Annotated in this window: 14 protein-coding genes; all 14 read left to right on the top strand. The window is 53.6% G+C overall.

The window, feature by feature from the left end; genetic code table 11:
* Window positions 1-426: 426 nt before the first annotated feature.
* The 14 genes from Q3F21_RS06690 to Q3F21_RS06625 all read left to right on the top strand — a co-directional run bounded on the left by Q3F21_RS06690 (window position 427) and on the right by Q3F21_RS06625 (window position 14,960).
* On the top strand, window positions 427-2,079 hold the full coding sequence (locus Q3F21_RS06690) for an acyl-CoA mutase large subunit family protein (protein ID WP_340250711.1): 1,653 nt from the start codon (window positions 427-429) through the stop codon (window positions 2,077-2,079).
* A gap of 40 nt (window positions 2,080-2,119) precedes the next feature.
* Window positions 2,120-2,971 (top strand): methylmalonyl-CoA epimerase, encoded by an 852-nt coding sequence (gene mce / locus Q3F21_RS06685; protein ID WP_340250710.1) that lies wholly within the window; start codon window positions 2,120-2,122, stop codon window positions 2,969-2,971.
* Window positions 2,964-4,520 carry an acyl-CoA carboxylase subunit beta gene (locus Q3F21_RS06680; RefSeq protein ID WP_340250709.1) on the top strand — a complete coding sequence of 519 codons (1,557 nt, stop codon included), beginning with the start codon at window positions 2,964-2,966 and terminating at the stop codon, window positions 4,518-4,520. The genes mce and Q3F21_RS06680 overlap by 8 nt, the downstream gene beginning before the upstream one ends.
* 147 nt (window positions 4,521-4,667) lie before the next feature.
* A complete protein-coding gene (locus Q3F21_RS06675; RefSeq protein ID WP_340250721.1) occupies window positions 4,668-5,789 on the top strand; it encodes a M20/M25/M40 family metallo-hydrolase in 1,122 nt (373 codons plus the stop codon).
* A gap of 162 nt (window positions 5,790-5,951) precedes the next feature.
* Window positions 5,952-7,139 (top strand): DUF3866 family protein, encoded by a 1,188-nt coding sequence (locus tag Q3F21_RS06670; RefSeq protein WP_340250708.1) that lies wholly within the window; start codon window positions 5,952-5,954, stop codon window positions 7,137-7,139.
* Between the two features lie 167 nt (window positions 7,140-7,306).
* A complete protein-coding gene (locus tag Q3F21_RS06665; protein WP_340250706.1) occupies window positions 7,307-7,864 on the top strand; it encodes an NUDIX domain-containing protein in 558 nt (185 codons plus the stop codon).
* Window positions 7,851-9,059, top strand: a complete 1,209-nt coding sequence (locus tag Q3F21_RS06660) for an endonuclease Q family protein (protein ID WP_340250705.1) — start codon at window positions 7,851-7,853, stop codon at window positions 9,057-9,059. Before Q3F21_RS06665 ends, Q3F21_RS06660 begins: the two co-directional genes overlap by 14 nt.
* Before the next feature lie 57 nt (window positions 9,060-9,116).
* The gene (spoIIM, locus tag Q3F21_RS06655; protein WP_340250704.1) at window positions 9,117-9,746 is read left to right on the top strand and encodes a stage II sporulation protein M; all 630 of its coding nucleotides are present in this window, start codon (window positions 9,117-9,119) and stop codon (window positions 9,744-9,746) included.
* A 91-nt stretch (window positions 9,747-9,837) separates the two neighbouring features.
* Entirely contained in the window at window positions 9,838-10,302 is a 465-nt protein-coding gene (locus tag Q3F21_RS06650) for a Fur family transcriptional regulator (protein ID WP_340250703.1), read from the top strand.
* Window positions 10,303-10,420: 118 nt separating this feature from the next.
* Window positions 10,421-11,551, top strand: a complete 1,131-nt coding sequence (gene ald, locus Q3F21_RS06645; RefSeq protein WP_340250701.1) for an alanine dehydrogenase — start codon at window positions 10,421-10,423, stop codon at window positions 11,549-11,551.
* 66 nt (window positions 11,552-11,617) lie between these two features.
* Window positions 11,618-11,857: a DUF4227 family protein gene (locus tag Q3F21_RS06640; RefSeq protein WP_340250700.1), complete on the top strand. Its 240-nt coding sequence runs from the start codon at window positions 11,618-11,620 to the stop codon at window positions 11,855-11,857.
* Window positions 11,858-11,943: 86 nt separating this feature from the next.
* The gene (gene xerD, locus Q3F21_RS06635) at window positions 11,944-12,831 is read left to right on the top strand and encodes a site-specific tyrosine recombinase XerD (RefSeq protein WP_340250699.1); all 888 of its coding nucleotides are present in this window, start codon (window positions 11,944-11,946) and stop codon (window positions 12,829-12,831) included.
* 86 nt (window positions 12,832-12,917) lie between these two features.
* A complete protein-coding gene (deoB, locus tag Q3F21_RS06630) occupies window positions 12,918-14,093 on the top strand; it encodes a phosphopentomutase (protein WP_340250698.1) in 1,176 nt (391 codons plus the stop codon).
* Between the two features lie 57 nt (window positions 14,094-14,150).
* The gene (locus tag Q3F21_RS06625) at window positions 14,151-14,960 is read left to right on the top strand and encodes a purine-nucleoside phosphorylase (protein ID WP_340250697.1); all 810 of its coding nucleotides are present in this window, start codon (window positions 14,151-14,153) and stop codon (window positions 14,958-14,960) included.
* Window positions 14,961-14,992 lie beyond the last annotated feature (32 nt).

Below are 14,992 nucleotides of genomic sequence, written 5' to 3'. Positions count from 1 at the left end.
AAGCAAAAACCCTTCCCGATTGGGAAGGGTTTTTCTTGTCGCGCAGCAAAGGTTAACCACTTTACGATGTTGCACCTTTCCGGAAACGCATAAAAAGCTTTTCTGCCAAAGAGCCAGCTTGTTTCGAAAGAGCTGCCATTCCAGCTTTTTTATGGATGGCGGCCTGCTTGCCCTCCTATCATCGGAAGTAAAAGAACGTAGGAACCACGAGGGCGGCGATCATAATAAAAACCATAATTTTTACCAGTGTCGATTGTTTCGGCATACCGAACCTCCTGAATAGCGCGATTGAAAAATTTACTGAACGAAAAGTGGAAATTGTCGCGTTATTGTGTAACCCGCTGTGCTAGAATTATTGGAAGGGGGAGAAGTTCCTTCCTTCGTTTCAACAATCGGTCATTACCATGGAAAACGGGGTGTTCGCAGGTGACTACTAAAGATTGTACCGAACTGTACCGAAAGTGGCAACAAGAGCTGAATGAACGGCTGGCCAAGTCGCCCGAAAGAAAGCAGCAGTTTGCCACCTCGTCCGCTATCGAGATCGATCCGCTGTACATGCCGGATCAAATCGATGATGCTTATATGGAGAAAGTAGGATTTCCGGGTGCGTATCCTTTTACGCGGGGCGTTCAGCCCAACATGTATCGAGGCAGGCTGTGGACGATGCGGCAATATGCCGGCTTTGGTTCCGCGGAAGAAACCAACAAACGGTTTCGCTATCTCCTCGAACAAGGACAGACAGGGTTGAGTGTCGCCTTTGACCTGCCGACGCAGATCGGCTACGACTCGGATGACCCGATGGCTACGGGAGAAGTCGGGAAGGTCGGTGTGGCGATCGATTCCCTGGAAGACATGGAAGTGCTGCTCGACAAGATCCCGCTCGACAAGGTGAGCACTTCGATGACCATTAATGCACCGGCATCCGTATTGCTCGCCATGTATATCGTAGTGGGAGAAAAACAGGGAGTACCGGCGGAGAAGCTGTCAGGAACGATTCAAAACGACATTTTGAAGGAATACATTGCCCGGGGCACGTACATTTTTCCGCCTCAGCCTTCGATGCGGCTGATTACCGATATCTTCGCCTACTGTGCGGAAAATGTGCCCAAGTGGAATACGATTTCCATCAGCGGCTATCACATTCGGGAAGCCGGATCGACCGCGGTGCAGGAAGTGGCGTTCACGATTGCGGACGGCATTGCATATGTGGAGGCTGCGCTCAAGGCCGGTCTTGACATTGACCGTTTTGCTCCGCAGCTGTCGTTCTTCTTCAACGGACACAATCATTTTTTTGAAGAAATCGCCAAATTCCGCGCGGCCAGGAGAATGTGGGCCCGCTTGATGAAGGAGAAATACGGAGCGAAAAATCCGAAGTCCTGGCAGTTCCGGGTGCATACGCAAACGGGCGGTTCTACGCTGACGGCGCAGCAGCCAGACAATAATATCGTCCGAGTAACCTTGCAGGCATTGGCCGCAGTCCTTGGCGGTACGCAAAGCTTGCATACGAATTCACGCGACGAGGCACTGGCGCTGCCGACGGAAGAATCAGCCCGCATCGCGCTGCGCACGCAGCAGATCATCGCCTTTGAAAGCGGCGTGACGGATACGGTCGACCCGCTGGCAGGCTCCTACTTTGTTGAGTATTTGACGGACCAGGTGGAGGCCAAGGCCCTTGCCTATTTGGAAAAAATCGAGCAAATCGGCGGCGCGGTAGCTGCCGTGGAAGCGGGCTATATGCAGCGGGAAATTCACAAGCAGGCCTATGAAACGCAGCGAAAAATCGAATCCGGCGAGGAAAAGGTAGTGGGAATGAACTGTTTTCAGCTCGACAACGAGCCTCAGCCTGAGCTTCTTCGCGTGGATCCCGAGCTTGGCAGGAAGCAGAAAGAGCGGCTGGACCTACTCCGTGCAAAGCGGGATCAACAGCAAATTGAACAAACGCTCAATCAGTTGCGGGCTGCGGCTCAAGGGACTGACAACCTGATGCCGTACATTATCGAGTGCGTACGGCACTACGCCACGATCGGAGAAATCTGCGGGGTATTGCGAAGCGTATTTGGCGAGTACCGAGCAGTGTAGCGAAGAGCAGGAAGGTTCAAATGACAAGGGGGAGCTATTGATGGAACAGAGAATTCGCGTGCTGGTTGCCAAACCGGGACTCGACGGGCATGATCGGGGGGCCTTGGTTGTGGCGCAGGCGCTTCGCGATGAGGGGATGGAAGTGGTATACACGGGACTCCGTCAGACGCCGGCGCAGATTGCGGCGGCAGCGGTTCAGGAAGACGTGGACTGCGTGGGCCTCTCTTGTCTGTCAGGGGCCCACAATGAGCTGTTTCCGGAGGTTGTCCGCCTGCTGAAGGAACAGGGAGCGGATGACATATTGGTCGTCGGGGGAGGCGTAATCCCTCAGGAAGACATTCCCTTTTTAAAAGAACATGGAGTTGCGGAAGTTTTCACTCCGGGGACGCCTACCAGCATCACCGCCGACTTTATCCGCGCCCACGTAAAAAGAAAGCGCATGACCTTTCAGAAGGCGCCAAAAAAGATTGCCCATATCGGTATAGCAGTCAAAAATCTGGAGGCGGCCCTGCCCTTTTACATCCAGCATCTGGGGCTGACCCTGCTCGGGACGGAAACGGTAGAAAGCGAGCAGGTGCGCGTCGCTTTCCTTGGAATCGGAGGAAGCCGGATCGAATTGCTGGAGCCGACGAGTGCAGACAGCCCGATTGCCAAATTCATTGACAAGCGCGGAGAAGGGATTCACCATATTGCGCTTGATGTGGAGGACGTGGAGGAGCGTCTGCGGAGCTTGCAAACAAATGGCATTCCGCTGATCAACGAGACGCCCAAACCGGGAGCGCACGGCTCGCAAATCGGCTTTATCCATCCGAGGGCAGCAGGGGGAGTCCTGTTCGAATTGTGTCAATATCCGGATGCAGCTGCGGGCAAGGAGGAAGGCAAGCATGAGTGAAGCGATGTTCGAAAAAATCGATGAGATGTACGAGCGCAAGCGGAAGGTGGAGCTGGGCGGCGGAGACGAGCGGATCGCTGCCCAGCACAATCGCGGAAAGCTGACAGCGCGGGAACGGATTTCCCTTCTGCTCGACCCTGATACATTTGTCGAGCTGCAGCCCTTTGTCAAACACCGGGCGAGCAACTTCGGCATGGACAAATTGGACGCGCCGGGCGAAGGGGTCGTGACGGGATACGGCAAAATCAAAGGCCGGCTGGTCTACCTCTTTGCACAGGACTTTACGGTCTTTGGCGGAGCCCTTGGCGAGATGCACGCCAAAAAGATCGCCAACATCATGGATCTGGCGGCCAAAAACGGCGCTCCTGTCATTGGTCTGAACGACTCCGGCGGAGCGCGGATTCAGGAGGGGGTCGTTTCCCTCGACGGATACGGGCACATCTTTTACCGCAACTCGATCTATTCGGGCGTGATTCCGCAAATCTCGGTGATTCTGGGCCCTTGCGCAGGCGGAGCGGTTTATTCCCCGGCGATTACCGATTTCGTGTTTATGGTGGAAAAGACCTCGCAGATGTTTATTACGGGACCGAAAGTGATTGAAACCGTGACCGGCGAAAAAATTTCCAGCGAAGATTTGGGCGGCGCTTCTGTCCATTCGGCGATCAGCGGAAACGCGCATTTTACTGCCGCTACTGAGGAGGAGGTCCTGCTGCAGGTACGCAACCTGCTGAGCTTCTTGCCGCAAAATTACCGGGAGGAGCCGCCGGTCAAAACGTACAGCGGGCCAGACGGCGATTGGCTGGAAGAGCTGATCGATCTGGTCCCGGTAGCGGGCACGAAGGTGTACGATGCAAAAAAAGTGCTGGAAAAAATCGTGGACGGTGGCGAGTTTTTAGAGGTGCAGCCTGATTTTGCGCGCAATATCGTGGTAGGCTTCGGGCGCATTGACGGACAGAGCGTGGGCCTTATCGCCAACCAGCCGAAAGTGATGGCTGGCGGCCTGGATATCGACTCGTCTGACAAGCTGGCGCGGTTTATTCGGACCTGTGACTGCTACAATATTCCGTTGATCACATTTGTCGATGTGACGGGTTTCTTTCCCGGCATCAATCAGGAGCATGGCGGGATTATCAGGCATGGGGCCAAAATTTTATTTGCCTACTCCGAGGCGACTGTTCCCAAGATCAGCGTCATTACGCGAAAAGCATACGGCGGGGCTTATGTCGCGCTCAATTCGAAGGCGATCGGCGCCGACGTCGTCTACGCCTGGCCGAATGCCGAGATTGCCGTGATGGGGCCGGAAGGAGCAGCAAACGTCATCTTTGCCCGCGACATCGAGCAGAGCGCGGACCCGGTTGCAACCCGCCAGGCCAAAATCGCGGAATATCGCGAGCGCTTTGCCAATCCGTATGTGGCAGCGGAAAACGGCATGGTTGACGATGTGATCGACCCGAGGGAAACAAGAAAGTATCTAAAGCGATCGCTGGAAATGCTGAGAAACAAAGAAGAGCGCCGGCCTTCCAAGAAGCACGGAAACATCCCGCTGTAAAAGAAGCAAAAAAGGCTGGCACGACATGGTAGAAAAAATTTTTTTGCTGTATACTTGTAACGTGCAGACTATGCGATCATTTGGCATTTTCATTAGACAAGCCCTGCGGCCGCCATCCCGGCTCAGCGGGGGCTTTATTCGGGAGGAATCGTCGTGATCAACCAGGAGCGATTGCTGAACGAGTTTTTGGAGCTCGTCCAAATCGACAGTGAAACGAAAAACGAAGCGCAAATCAACAAAGTGCTGAAGGACAAGCTGATGGAAATGGGCTTCACCGTTGAGGAAGACGATGCAGCGGCCAAGACAGGCCACGGCGGGAACAACCTCATCGCCACGCTGGAAGGCACCGCAAAAGGACCGGCTATCCTGTTCAGCAGCCACATGGATACAGTCGTTCCCGGCAACGGCGTCAAGCCGCAGGTGCGGGACGGCTACGTGTACTCGGACGGAACCACGATTCTGGGAGCGGACGACAAGGCCGGGATTGCTGCGATTTTTGAAGCCATGCGTACACTAAAGGAGCAAAACCTTCCGCATCCGACGATTCAGATAGTCCTGACGGTCGGCGAAGAATCCGGTTTGGTTGGTTCCCGTGCGATGGATTCCAGCTTGCTCAAGGCAGAGATGGGCTTTATCCTCGACTCGGAAGGACCTGTGGGAGCCATTACCGTAGCGGGAGCCGGACAGTATCGAATCGTAACGAAAATTCACGGAAAAGCTGCTCACGCAGGAGTAAACCCCGAAGACGGAATCAGTGCGATCACCATTGCCAGCAAAGCAATTTCCCGCATGTCTCTGGGCCGCATTGACGCCGATACGACAGCCAATATCGGCCGGTTTGAGGGGGGCAAGGCCTACAACATCGTAACCGACTACGTGGAAGTATGGTCGGAAGCGCGCAGCCTGGTGATGGACAAGCTGGAGGCGCAGGTAAAAAGCATGACCACCGCATTTGAAGAAGCGGCCGCAGAGATGGGCGGTCAATGCGAAAACGATGTGATCTTCATGTATCACGGGTACAAGTTTAACGAAGAGACGCCAGTCGTTCAAAAAGCGATCGGCGCAGTGAAACGCATCGGACGCAATCCCGAGCTGGTATCGAGCGGCGGCGGCAGCGACGGCAACGTCTTTAACGGCTACAACATCCCGAGTGTTAACTTTGCGATCGGCTATGAAGAAATCCATACCAAGAACGAGCGGATGCCGATTGCTGAGTTGAACAAAGCTTCCGAGCTGGTGCTGGCCGTGATTGCCGAGGTGCTGGAATAAAGCGCGAACAGAACAGCGTAATACTCGCGTGAGTACCGGGTCTTCCAATAGGGAGACCTGGTTCTTTTTTTTGCCAAATTCCCATAATTTATCAAAAAAGGTACTAGTCTTTAGTGGACGGATGCCTGATCAGAAAGACTGGCGAAAGCGGGGGGATGCACAGTGCTTCGCCTGGAATCGGGGATTGTAAGGCAGGTTTTGCAAAAGCGGCAGGGCATGCAGATACTGGAATTGTATTTGCCGGAAACCGGTTTGATCGAAAACGCCGTCTCATACTCGGAAGAGCAGTATGAGGAGGGCGAAGAGCTTCTGATGAATACGACCGCCATTCGACTCCAGTTAGGCACAGGCGGGTATCATATTGTAGTGGGAAAACGATCAGAGAAAAACGTGGTCGATGTATATCCAAGCACATGGGGTCACGTCATGAAAATGCGCTATTCCCCGTGGCAAATGGCCGTGGATGCCGTGGAGGAGCAGCATAGCCCTTATCATCAGCTTTTTAGCAATGAACGAGCTTCCCTCGAAGGGACACCTGTGTTGATCGGAGAGCTCCACAGTCTGCTTCCGGCAGTTGCTTCAGCGGTGAAGCAAGCGGCCTCTGAGGTCAGAGCGGTCTATGTCATGCCGGATGGGGCATCCTTGCCGATCGCTTTAAGTCACCAGGCAGACCATCTCAAGCGAACAGGGCTGCTGAGCGGAACGATAACGACCGGACATGCGTGGGGGGGAGACTGGGAAAGCGTTTCGATTCACAATGGATTGTTGGCCGCCCGTCACGTAGCTCGTGCCGACATTATCCTTTGCATTCTCGGGCCCGGTGTTGCGGGGACAGCCACTCCATTCGGCTTTTCAGGGATGCAGCTGGCGGAAGTCATTCATGCGGTCAGCTTACTCGGAGGCGTCCCGTTTTTTATCCCGAGGATCAGCTTTTCCGATCCGCGCGAGCGGCATCTGGGCGTGAGCCATCATACCATTACTGTGTTGAAAAGGTTTGCCCTTCGACCGGTTTTCGTACCGGTACCTGTATGGGATGATGAACGCGACGAACGAATCGCCAGGCAAATGGAAGGCATCTGTCAGCAGACAGACCATATGCTCATGCATGCGGCAGCGCCAGACGAGGCCATACTGGAACGGCTGGAGTGCCTGCACGAGCTGCATTTCTCCACGATGGGCAGAAGCTGGCGGCAAGACCCGACCCCGTTTCAGACAGCCGTTTTGGCCGGGATGCTTGCGGCAAAGAGCATCCCTTGCATAAAAGATTTCTTTACCGGCGAGGCCGGTTGGTCCGCCGGGCGAGATATTCTTGCAAAGTTAGGTCTTTTTTTGACCAGGACCGAAGGGTAGCGCGAATTTCCCAGGCTTTTCCCACCATCCGAATCTGCTTTTCGTCAACGTAGGTTTTCATCCTCTCTCTCCTCCTATACAATATGGATGGGACAAGTGTCTTGCTCAAAGCATATGGGGAGCCATCCCCGTTTAGAACCAGCCCATAGGCAAAGGATGATGAACCGATGAAGGATACACAGCATTTGTATGAGAAAACGATTTCCAGTCAAACGATTTATGAAGGGAAAATTATCACGCTGAAAGTGGATGAAGTGCTGCTTCCCAATGGAAACACAGCGAAGCGGGAAATTGTCACCCACCAGGGAGCCGTTGCCGTCATGGCTTTGACGGATGAAGGCAAACTTGTGGCGGTCCGCCAGTTCCGAAAACCGTTGGAGCAAGTCATTGTGGAGCTTCCGGCCGGAAAGTTGGAGCCGGGCGAAGAGCCGCTGGCATGTGCCAAGCGTGAATTGCAGGAAGAGACAGGGTACCAGGCAAAAAGCTATACGCATCTCAGCTCCTTTTATACCTCTCCGGGATTTGCCAACGAAATTCTCCACCTCTACATGGCAACCGAACTGACAAAGGGAGAGAGCCAACCGGATGAAGACGAATTTGTCGAAGTGCTCGAGCTGACCTTGGAAGAGGCACATGAGCTCCATCGCCGCGGCGAGATCCGGGATGCGAAAACAGTAGCGGCATTGTTCGCGTGGGAAAACCGGTTGTTGCATGGAAAGAAATAAACCGGACGCGTTGCCGACGTTCTTTTGCGACATGCATATCCACGTCGGTGGAACGTGGAGCGGAAAGCCCGTCAAAATTACGGCTTCGCGCCACATGACATTGACGCGAATTCTGGAAGAGGCGTCAGAGCGGAAAGGCATGGATATGATCGGGATTATCGATGCCCACTCGCCGGAGGTGCAAGACGAGCTCCAGTATCTCATCGACGTGGGTCATGCATCGGAGCATAAAGATGGCGGTGTGCTGTACAAACAGACGATGCTGATTCTCGGCTGCGAGGTGGAGATCAGGGAGACAGCCAGGGGAGAAGCCCATTTTCTCTGCTATTTGCCGGATTTGGCAAGGATGCGGCTGTTTACAGAATGGCTTTCCAAGCGCTGCAAAAATGTGCAGCTCAGCTCACAGCGTATTCAAACCACGTTGCGGGAGCTTCAGCAGGTCGTGGCCGATGGGGGCGGAGTAGTTGTGCCCGCACATATTTTTACGCCGCATAAAGGGCTATACGGAAGCTGCACGGATTCATTGGCCGAATTGATCGATCCGAGCCTGATTGATGCAGTGGAATTGGGGCTTAGCGCCAATACAGACATGGCGGATCGTCTGCTTGAGCTGCACGGGAAGACGTTCTTGACCAATTCCGATGCGCATTCATTGGCCAAAATCGGAAGGGAATACCAATCGATTGCCATGGGAGAAAGATCGTTCCGAGAGTGGGTAAAGGCATTGCGCCGGGAAGAAGGACGCGGTGTCAGCGTAAACTACGGTCTGCATCCTCAGCTCGGCAAGTACCATCAGACAGCCTGTCAGTCCTGTCAATCGACTGAGCCGGCGGACGAGCATGGGCGCTGTCCGCAATGCGGATTCAAGCGAGTGGTTCGGGGCGTTTACGACCGGATCGCCCAGTTGGCTGATGCCCCTCTTGGAGTGCACCCGCCGTTTCGGCCGCCATATGTAGAGCAGGTGCCGCTCGAATTTATCCCGGGAGTGGGGCCGAAGCTCCGCGAAAAGCTTTACCAACGGTTTGGCACGGAAATGTCTATCCTGCATCGAACAGAGCAGGAACAGTTGGCAGCTATAACAGGAGACCGAATCGCGGAGCTGATCGTTCTGGCCAGAGAAGGGCGGCTGCAGGTAAAAGCGGGAGGAGCGGGTACGTACGGCAAGATCCTCCCGCTTCATGAGGACAAGTCATAGGCGACAGCCCGTCCGCATAAGCTGTAAAAGAATCAGCGAAGCGGGAGGCGAGCTGCTGTGCGGTCGCGAATTGGACAAACAATCCAGCTATATGCCAAAGAGCACCAATCACTATACTGGTTTACAATCGTTCTGTTTACGATGGGAATTATTTTCGGCGCGGTCATCGTCAATTCACTGCCGCTCGCGCAGAGGCAGGAGCTGTTCGGATTTCTCCAGTTCTTTTTCAGCAGTATGGGAGAAAAAGGCATCCCCGAGCCGAATGCGCACTTTCAGCAGTCGCTCGGCTACTACGCAAAAACAGTCGGCATCATGTGGGTATTGGGACTATCCATTATCGGCCTGCCGATGATTTTGCTCCTTCTGTTTTTAAAAGGAGTGGTCATCGGCTTTACGGTCGGCTTTCTGGTCAATCAGCTGCAATGGCAAGGAGTCACGTTTGCGCTCATGGGCGTATTGCCGCAAAACCTGCTGGTCGTCCCCGCTTTGATGATCGTGGGCGTAAGCGGAATTTCATTTTCTCTTCGGCTGATCAGAACCAGGCTGCTGAGCAAGCGGGATGTGATCATGCCCCATTTTATGGGGTATTCCTTGCTGGTGCTCGCCATGCTTTTAGTCCTGACAATGGCGGCGATGTTCGAGACGTTTGTCTCGCCCAAGCTGATGCAGATCGTCCTCAATCAATAATTATTCTCAAGTAAGAACTTATGTATTTGACTTCTTGGATGCCCCTCTACTATAATAGGAGCAGGTTTCGTGTGAGCGGGGAGGGGCACGCATGTTGGAAGAAAAGTTAGAGAAGATCAAGCAGCAGCTTCATTCCAAAAACTATAAACTGACGCCACAACGTGAAGCCACTGTTCGCGTGTTGTTGGAGAACGAGGAAGATCATCTGAGTGCCGAAGACGTCTATCTGCTCGTCAAAGAGAAGGCCCCTGAAATAGGCTTGGCTACTGTGTACCGCACATTGGAATTGCTGAGTGAGCTGAAAATCATCCACAAGATGAACTTTGGCGATGGAGTCGCCAGGTACGACCTTCGTGACGATAATTCCGAGTATCATCACCATCACTTGATCTGCAACAATTGTGGCTCGGTGGATGAAATTTTTGAAGACCTGCTCGTATCCGCAGAAGAAAAGGTAAAGAATGTTTACAACTTTTATATTACCGATCACCGCCTGTCGTTTTACGGCATTTGCAGCCGCTGTATCGACAAGGTCAACGTGGAGGACTTCAAGTAAAAAACTTCTCTTTAAACAGGAGAAGTTTTTCTTGTTTTAACGCTTTTTGGCTGTTAGAGATTCACTCCCGGAGGCATGATAAGGAAAGCGGAATGCCAAGCGGAGGAGGCTTGAAAGCGTGATTATTGGAGTTCCAAAAGAGCTGAAGAACAACGAGAACAGGGTGGGGCTTACCCCGGCGGGCGTAAGCGCGTACAGGCAGGCAGGACATCGGGTACTCGTGGAGACACAAGCTGGAGCGGGCTCTGGCTTTTTTGATGAGGACTATCTCGCCGCCGGAGCGGAAATATTCCACCGTGCGTCGGAAGTGTGGCAGCATGCGGATATGATTTGCAAGGTAAAGGAACCGCTTCCGGAGGAATACGGTTATTTTCGCGAAAATCTGATCTTGTTTACATATTTGCATCTCGCTCCGGAAAGGGAACTGACAGCAGAGCTGTGTGCCAAAAAAGTGGTGGCGATCGCTTACGAAACGATCCAGACAGATGACGGGTCGCTGCCGCTGCTCATGCCGATGAGCGAAGTGGCAGGACGGATGTCAGTGCAGATCGGAGCCCAATTTTTGGAAAAGCCCCATGGTGGAAAGGGCGTCCTTTTGGGAGGAGTGCCAGGCGTTCCTCCGGCGCACGTAGTCATTGTCGGAGGCGGGATTGTCGGAACGAACGCGGCAAAAATGGCCGTGGGGATGGGAGCCAAGGTGACGCTGCTGGATATTAATGCCGGCAGGCTTCGCGAACTGGATGATCTTTTCCAGGGCCGACTGCATACGCTTATGTCCAATCACTATAATATTGCCGAGGCAGTGCGAACCGCGGATCTTCTAATCGGCGCCGTCCTGATACCGGGAGCGAGGGCACCCAAGCTAGTTACAGAGGAAATGGTGAAATCCATGGCGCCTGGCTCTGTCATCGTAGATGTGGCGATCGACCAGGGGGGGTCGATCGAAACGATCGACCGGATTACGACTCACAGTGAGCCGACCTATGTTAAGCACGGAGTTGTCCATTATGCGGTTGCCAACATGCCTGGAGCTGTTCCCCGGACCTCGACAATCGCCTTGACGAATGTCACGATTCCTTATGGCTTGATGCTTGCGAACAAAGGCTACCGGTCTGCCATTGCGCAAAGCCGCGCGCTGGCTCGCGGGGTCAATGTGCTGAATGGACAAGTCGTGTACGAAGCCGTGGCGAAATCATTGGGTGTGCCTTTTGTGCCGCTGGACGACGTTCTGCAGGACCTGCCTACGTAAGCGGCCGAATGGATTTGCCAAAGACGCATATAATGGAAGGAACGATAACGGGAAGGAAGTCGGCACATGAGAATACCGGTTCGACGATTCATGGAGATATTGCGCGTTTTTCTCCTGTTTGTCACCTGCACGCTCATTTCCTACGGGATCATCACTCTCCTTACCGATAAGCTATGGTCGGGCAACCATTACAAGGAACCAAACGGGAACGCGGTGAAAGTGGTAAAGCTCGTCAACACATCGGCCCCCAAGGATCTGGACGGGTACATGGCCAGGCTGGAGCTGTTCTATCTGACAGGGGAATAGTGGGGCAATTTTCCTCCAAAAAGAGGACTTTTCCTTTTCGTGTGGAAAGCAATACAAGATACTTTTCACCTGAAGGGGACAACTTCATGGACATGCTGATTGATCATTTTATCCATTTTCTTTCCGTCGAAAAAGGGCTTTCGCCTAATACGCTCGAATCCTATCAGCGGGATATGGTTGCCTTTACCGCCTACCTGCAGGAGCAGGGAGTCTCCCGGATCGAGGACTCCACCCGGACGCAAATCATCGGATATTTGATGAGCTTGCAGGAAAAAGGCAGGGCTACAGCGACACTTTCGCGAAATATGGCATCGATTCGGGCCTTTTATCAATTTCTCGTACGTGACAAGTACATTGACAAAGATCCGTCGATCCATTTGGAAACGCCCAAAATTGAAAAAAGGCTGCCCAAGGTGCTATCGGTGGAAGAAGTGGAGCGTCTGCTTGACAGTCCGGCCATGAATCATCCCGCAGGTCTTCGCGACAAGGCGATGCTGGAGCTCTTGTATGCGACAGGCATCCGTGTATCGGAATTAGTGAACCTTAGCGTCACGGATGTGAATCTGGAAATGGGATTTGTCAAATGCATGGGGAAAGGGTCAAAGGAGCGCATCATCCCGCTCGGTTCCGTCGCCATTCAAATCGTCCGCCACTACTTGCAGGCGGGGCGTCCGCGTCTGGTGAAAGAACAGGGGGAGACGGCGCTGTTCCTGAACCATGTGGGCAAGCAGATCACCAGGCAGGGCTTCTGGAAAATTATCAAGCGATATGCACAGAAAGCAAACGTCAGAGCCGAGATCACCCCGCATACGCTGCGCCATTCCTTTGCCACCCACCTGCTGGAGAACGGTGCGGATCTCCGCTCCGTACAGGAAATGCTCGGCCATGCGGACATTTCGACGACCCAGATTTATACGCACGTGACCAGAACCAGGATCAAGGATATTTACGCAAAAACACACCCGAGAGCATAGTCTCTCTTTTTTTCCTCGTCAGACGTCTGACGACCTATCCTTACACCTGGGTACTTCAACATACTTACTTGTAGGAGGCGGTTGCATTGCCACGTTTTTCTCGTGTTTTCTTAATTGTCATGGACAGCGTCGGGATTGGTGAATTGCCTGATGCTCCCCGTTTTCAAGACGAGGGTGCCCATACGCTCGGACACATTGCCGAACGAGTAGAAGGCTTCGCTCTTCCGCATTTGCAGGCATTGGGCCTGGGGAATATTGCTCCTTTGGCAAAGGTTCCCGCAGCTGATCATCCAAAAGCCCATTATGGAAAAATGAATGAGGTTTCCATCGGCAAGGACACAACGACCGGACATTGGGAGATCATGGGCCTTCACGTATCGACTCCATTCCGTACGTATCCGGATGGATTTCCGGCCGAGCTGATCCGGGAGTTCGAAGAGCGGATCGGACGAAAGGTGCTGGGAAATAAAGTCGCTTCCGGCACAGACATCCTGGATGAGCTGGGCGAAGAGCATATGCGGACCGGCAACGTCATCGTGTACACTTCAGCGGACAGCGTGTTCCAGGTTGCGGCCCACGAGGAAGTCGTCCCGCTGGAGGAATTGTACCGCATTTGTCAGGTGGCCCGGGAGCTGACCTTGCGCGATAAGTTTGCCGTCACCCGCGTCATTGCGCGCCCGTTTGTGGGGCAGCCGGGGGCTTTTGTGCGAACGGCCAATCGTCATGATTACTCGGTAAAGCCGTTCTCGCCGACAGTGATGAATCGTTTGCAGGATGCCGGACTCGCTTCCATCGCGATCGGGAAAATCAGCGACATCTACGCGGATGAAGGGGTAACGAAGGCGATTCGGACAAAGGACAATATGGACGGCGTAGATCAAATACTGGGTACGATGAAAGAGCCATTCACCGGTCTGAGCTTTGTCAATCTGGTCGACTTTGATGCGAAATACGGACATCGCCGCGATCCGAAAGGGTACGGACGGGCGTTGATGGAATTTGACGCACGTATCCCTGAGCTGATGTCGGCTTTAACCGGTGACGATCTGCTGATCATCACGGCCGATCACGGGAATGACCCGGTTCACCACGGAACCGATCACACGCGCGAATACGTTCCGCTGCTCGTTTATCACAAAGGAATTGCCAGCGGCAGCAATTTGGGCATTCGCAACACATTCGCCGACATTGGCGCAACGATCGCCGACAATTTTAGCGTCCAGCTCCCAGCTATCGGGGAAAGCTTTCTTTCCAAGCTGTAAATACGGGCATTCCATTCAGCGCCATATCATTTCAAGAGTTTGAGAGGAGTTAGACAGATGACAACATATCAAGATGCAGTCCGTTATATTGAACCAAAACTGAGCGAAAAGCCTGCAATTGGGCTTGTTTTGGGCTCTGGCCTGGGGGTATTGGCAGATGAGATCGAAAATCCGGTGATCATTCCCTATCACGAGATTCCCGGCTTTACGGCTTCTACCGTCGTCGGCCACAAAGGCCAGCTGGTAATCGGCAAGCTGCGGGGGAAACAGGTGGTCGCGATGCAGGGCCGCTTCCATTATTACGAGGGGCATGACCTTGATGCGGTCGTCTTTCCGATCCGCGTCATGAAAATGCTCGGGGTGGAAACGATCATCGTGACGAATGCGGCGGGCGGCATTAATGAAACCTATCAGCCCGGAAACCTGATGCTGATCGCCGACCATATCAATATGACGTTCCGCAACCCGCTCATCGGTCAAAACGACGAGCAGCTGGGAGCCCGTTTCCCGGATATGTCGGAGGCTTATTCGAAATCGCTGCGCGGTCTGGCGAAAGAAGTGGCTGCCGAACAAGGCATCGAGCTGAAGGAAGGGGTATATGTCGGCCTGCTCGGTCCGTCCTACGAGACACCGGCTGAAATCCGCATGCTGCGCATTCTCGGCGGTGACGCGGTCGGAATGTCGACGGTACCGGAAGTAATCGCGGCGAAGCACATGAAGATGAATGTGCTCGGCATTTCCTGCATCAGCAATATGGCTGCCGGCATACTGGAGCAGCCGCTGTCCCACGAGGAAGTCATGGAGACGACGGAAAAAGTAAAAGCGCAGTTCCTGTCGCTGGTAAACGGGATTGTCGCAAAGCTGTAGGCACGGTTGGCAGGAGGGTATGTTATGAGACC

The organism is Brevibacillus borstelensis (genome assembly GCF_037834415.1).
In the GTDB taxonomy this organism is placed as follows: domain Bacteria; phylum Bacillota; class Bacilli; order Brevibacillales; family Brevibacillaceae; genus Brevibacillus; species Brevibacillus borstelensis_A.
This window is presented reverse-complemented; position numbering and strand designations above follow the sequence as displayed.

Excerpts from the sequence above, each read along its gene's own strand:
- mce (WP_340250710.1), top strand. The coding sequence starts at position 2,120 with ATGGAACAGAGAATTCGCGTGCTGGTTGCCAAACCGGGACTCGACGGG.
- Q3F21_RS06680 (WP_340250709.1), top strand. The coding sequence starts at position 2,964 with ATGAGTGAAGCGATGTTCGAAAAAATCGATGAGATGTACGAGCGCAAG.
- Q3F21_RS06665 (WP_340250706.1), top strand. The coding sequence starts at position 7,307 with ATGAAGGATACACAGCATTTGTATGAGAAAACGATTTCCAGTCAAACG.
- Q3F21_RS06660 (WP_340250705.1), top strand. The coding sequence starts at position 7,851 with ATGGAAAGAAATAAACCGGACGCGTTGCCGACGTTCTTTTGCGACATG.
- Q3F21_RS06650 (WP_340250703.1), top strand. The coding sequence starts at position 9,838 with ATGTTGGAAGAAAAGTTAGAGAAGATCAAGCAGCAGCTTCATTCCAAA.
- Q3F21_RS06640 (WP_340250700.1), top strand. The coding sequence starts at position 11,618 with ATGAGAATACCGGTTCGACGATTCATGGAGATATTGCGCGTTTTTCTC.
- xerD (WP_340250699.1), top strand. The coding sequence starts at position 11,944 with ATGGACATGCTGATTGATCATTTTATCCATTTTCTTTCCGTCGAAAAA.
- Q3F21_RS06625 (WP_340250697.1), top strand. The coding sequence starts at position 14,151 with ATGACAACATATCAAGATGCAGTCCGTTATATTGAACCAAAACTGAGC.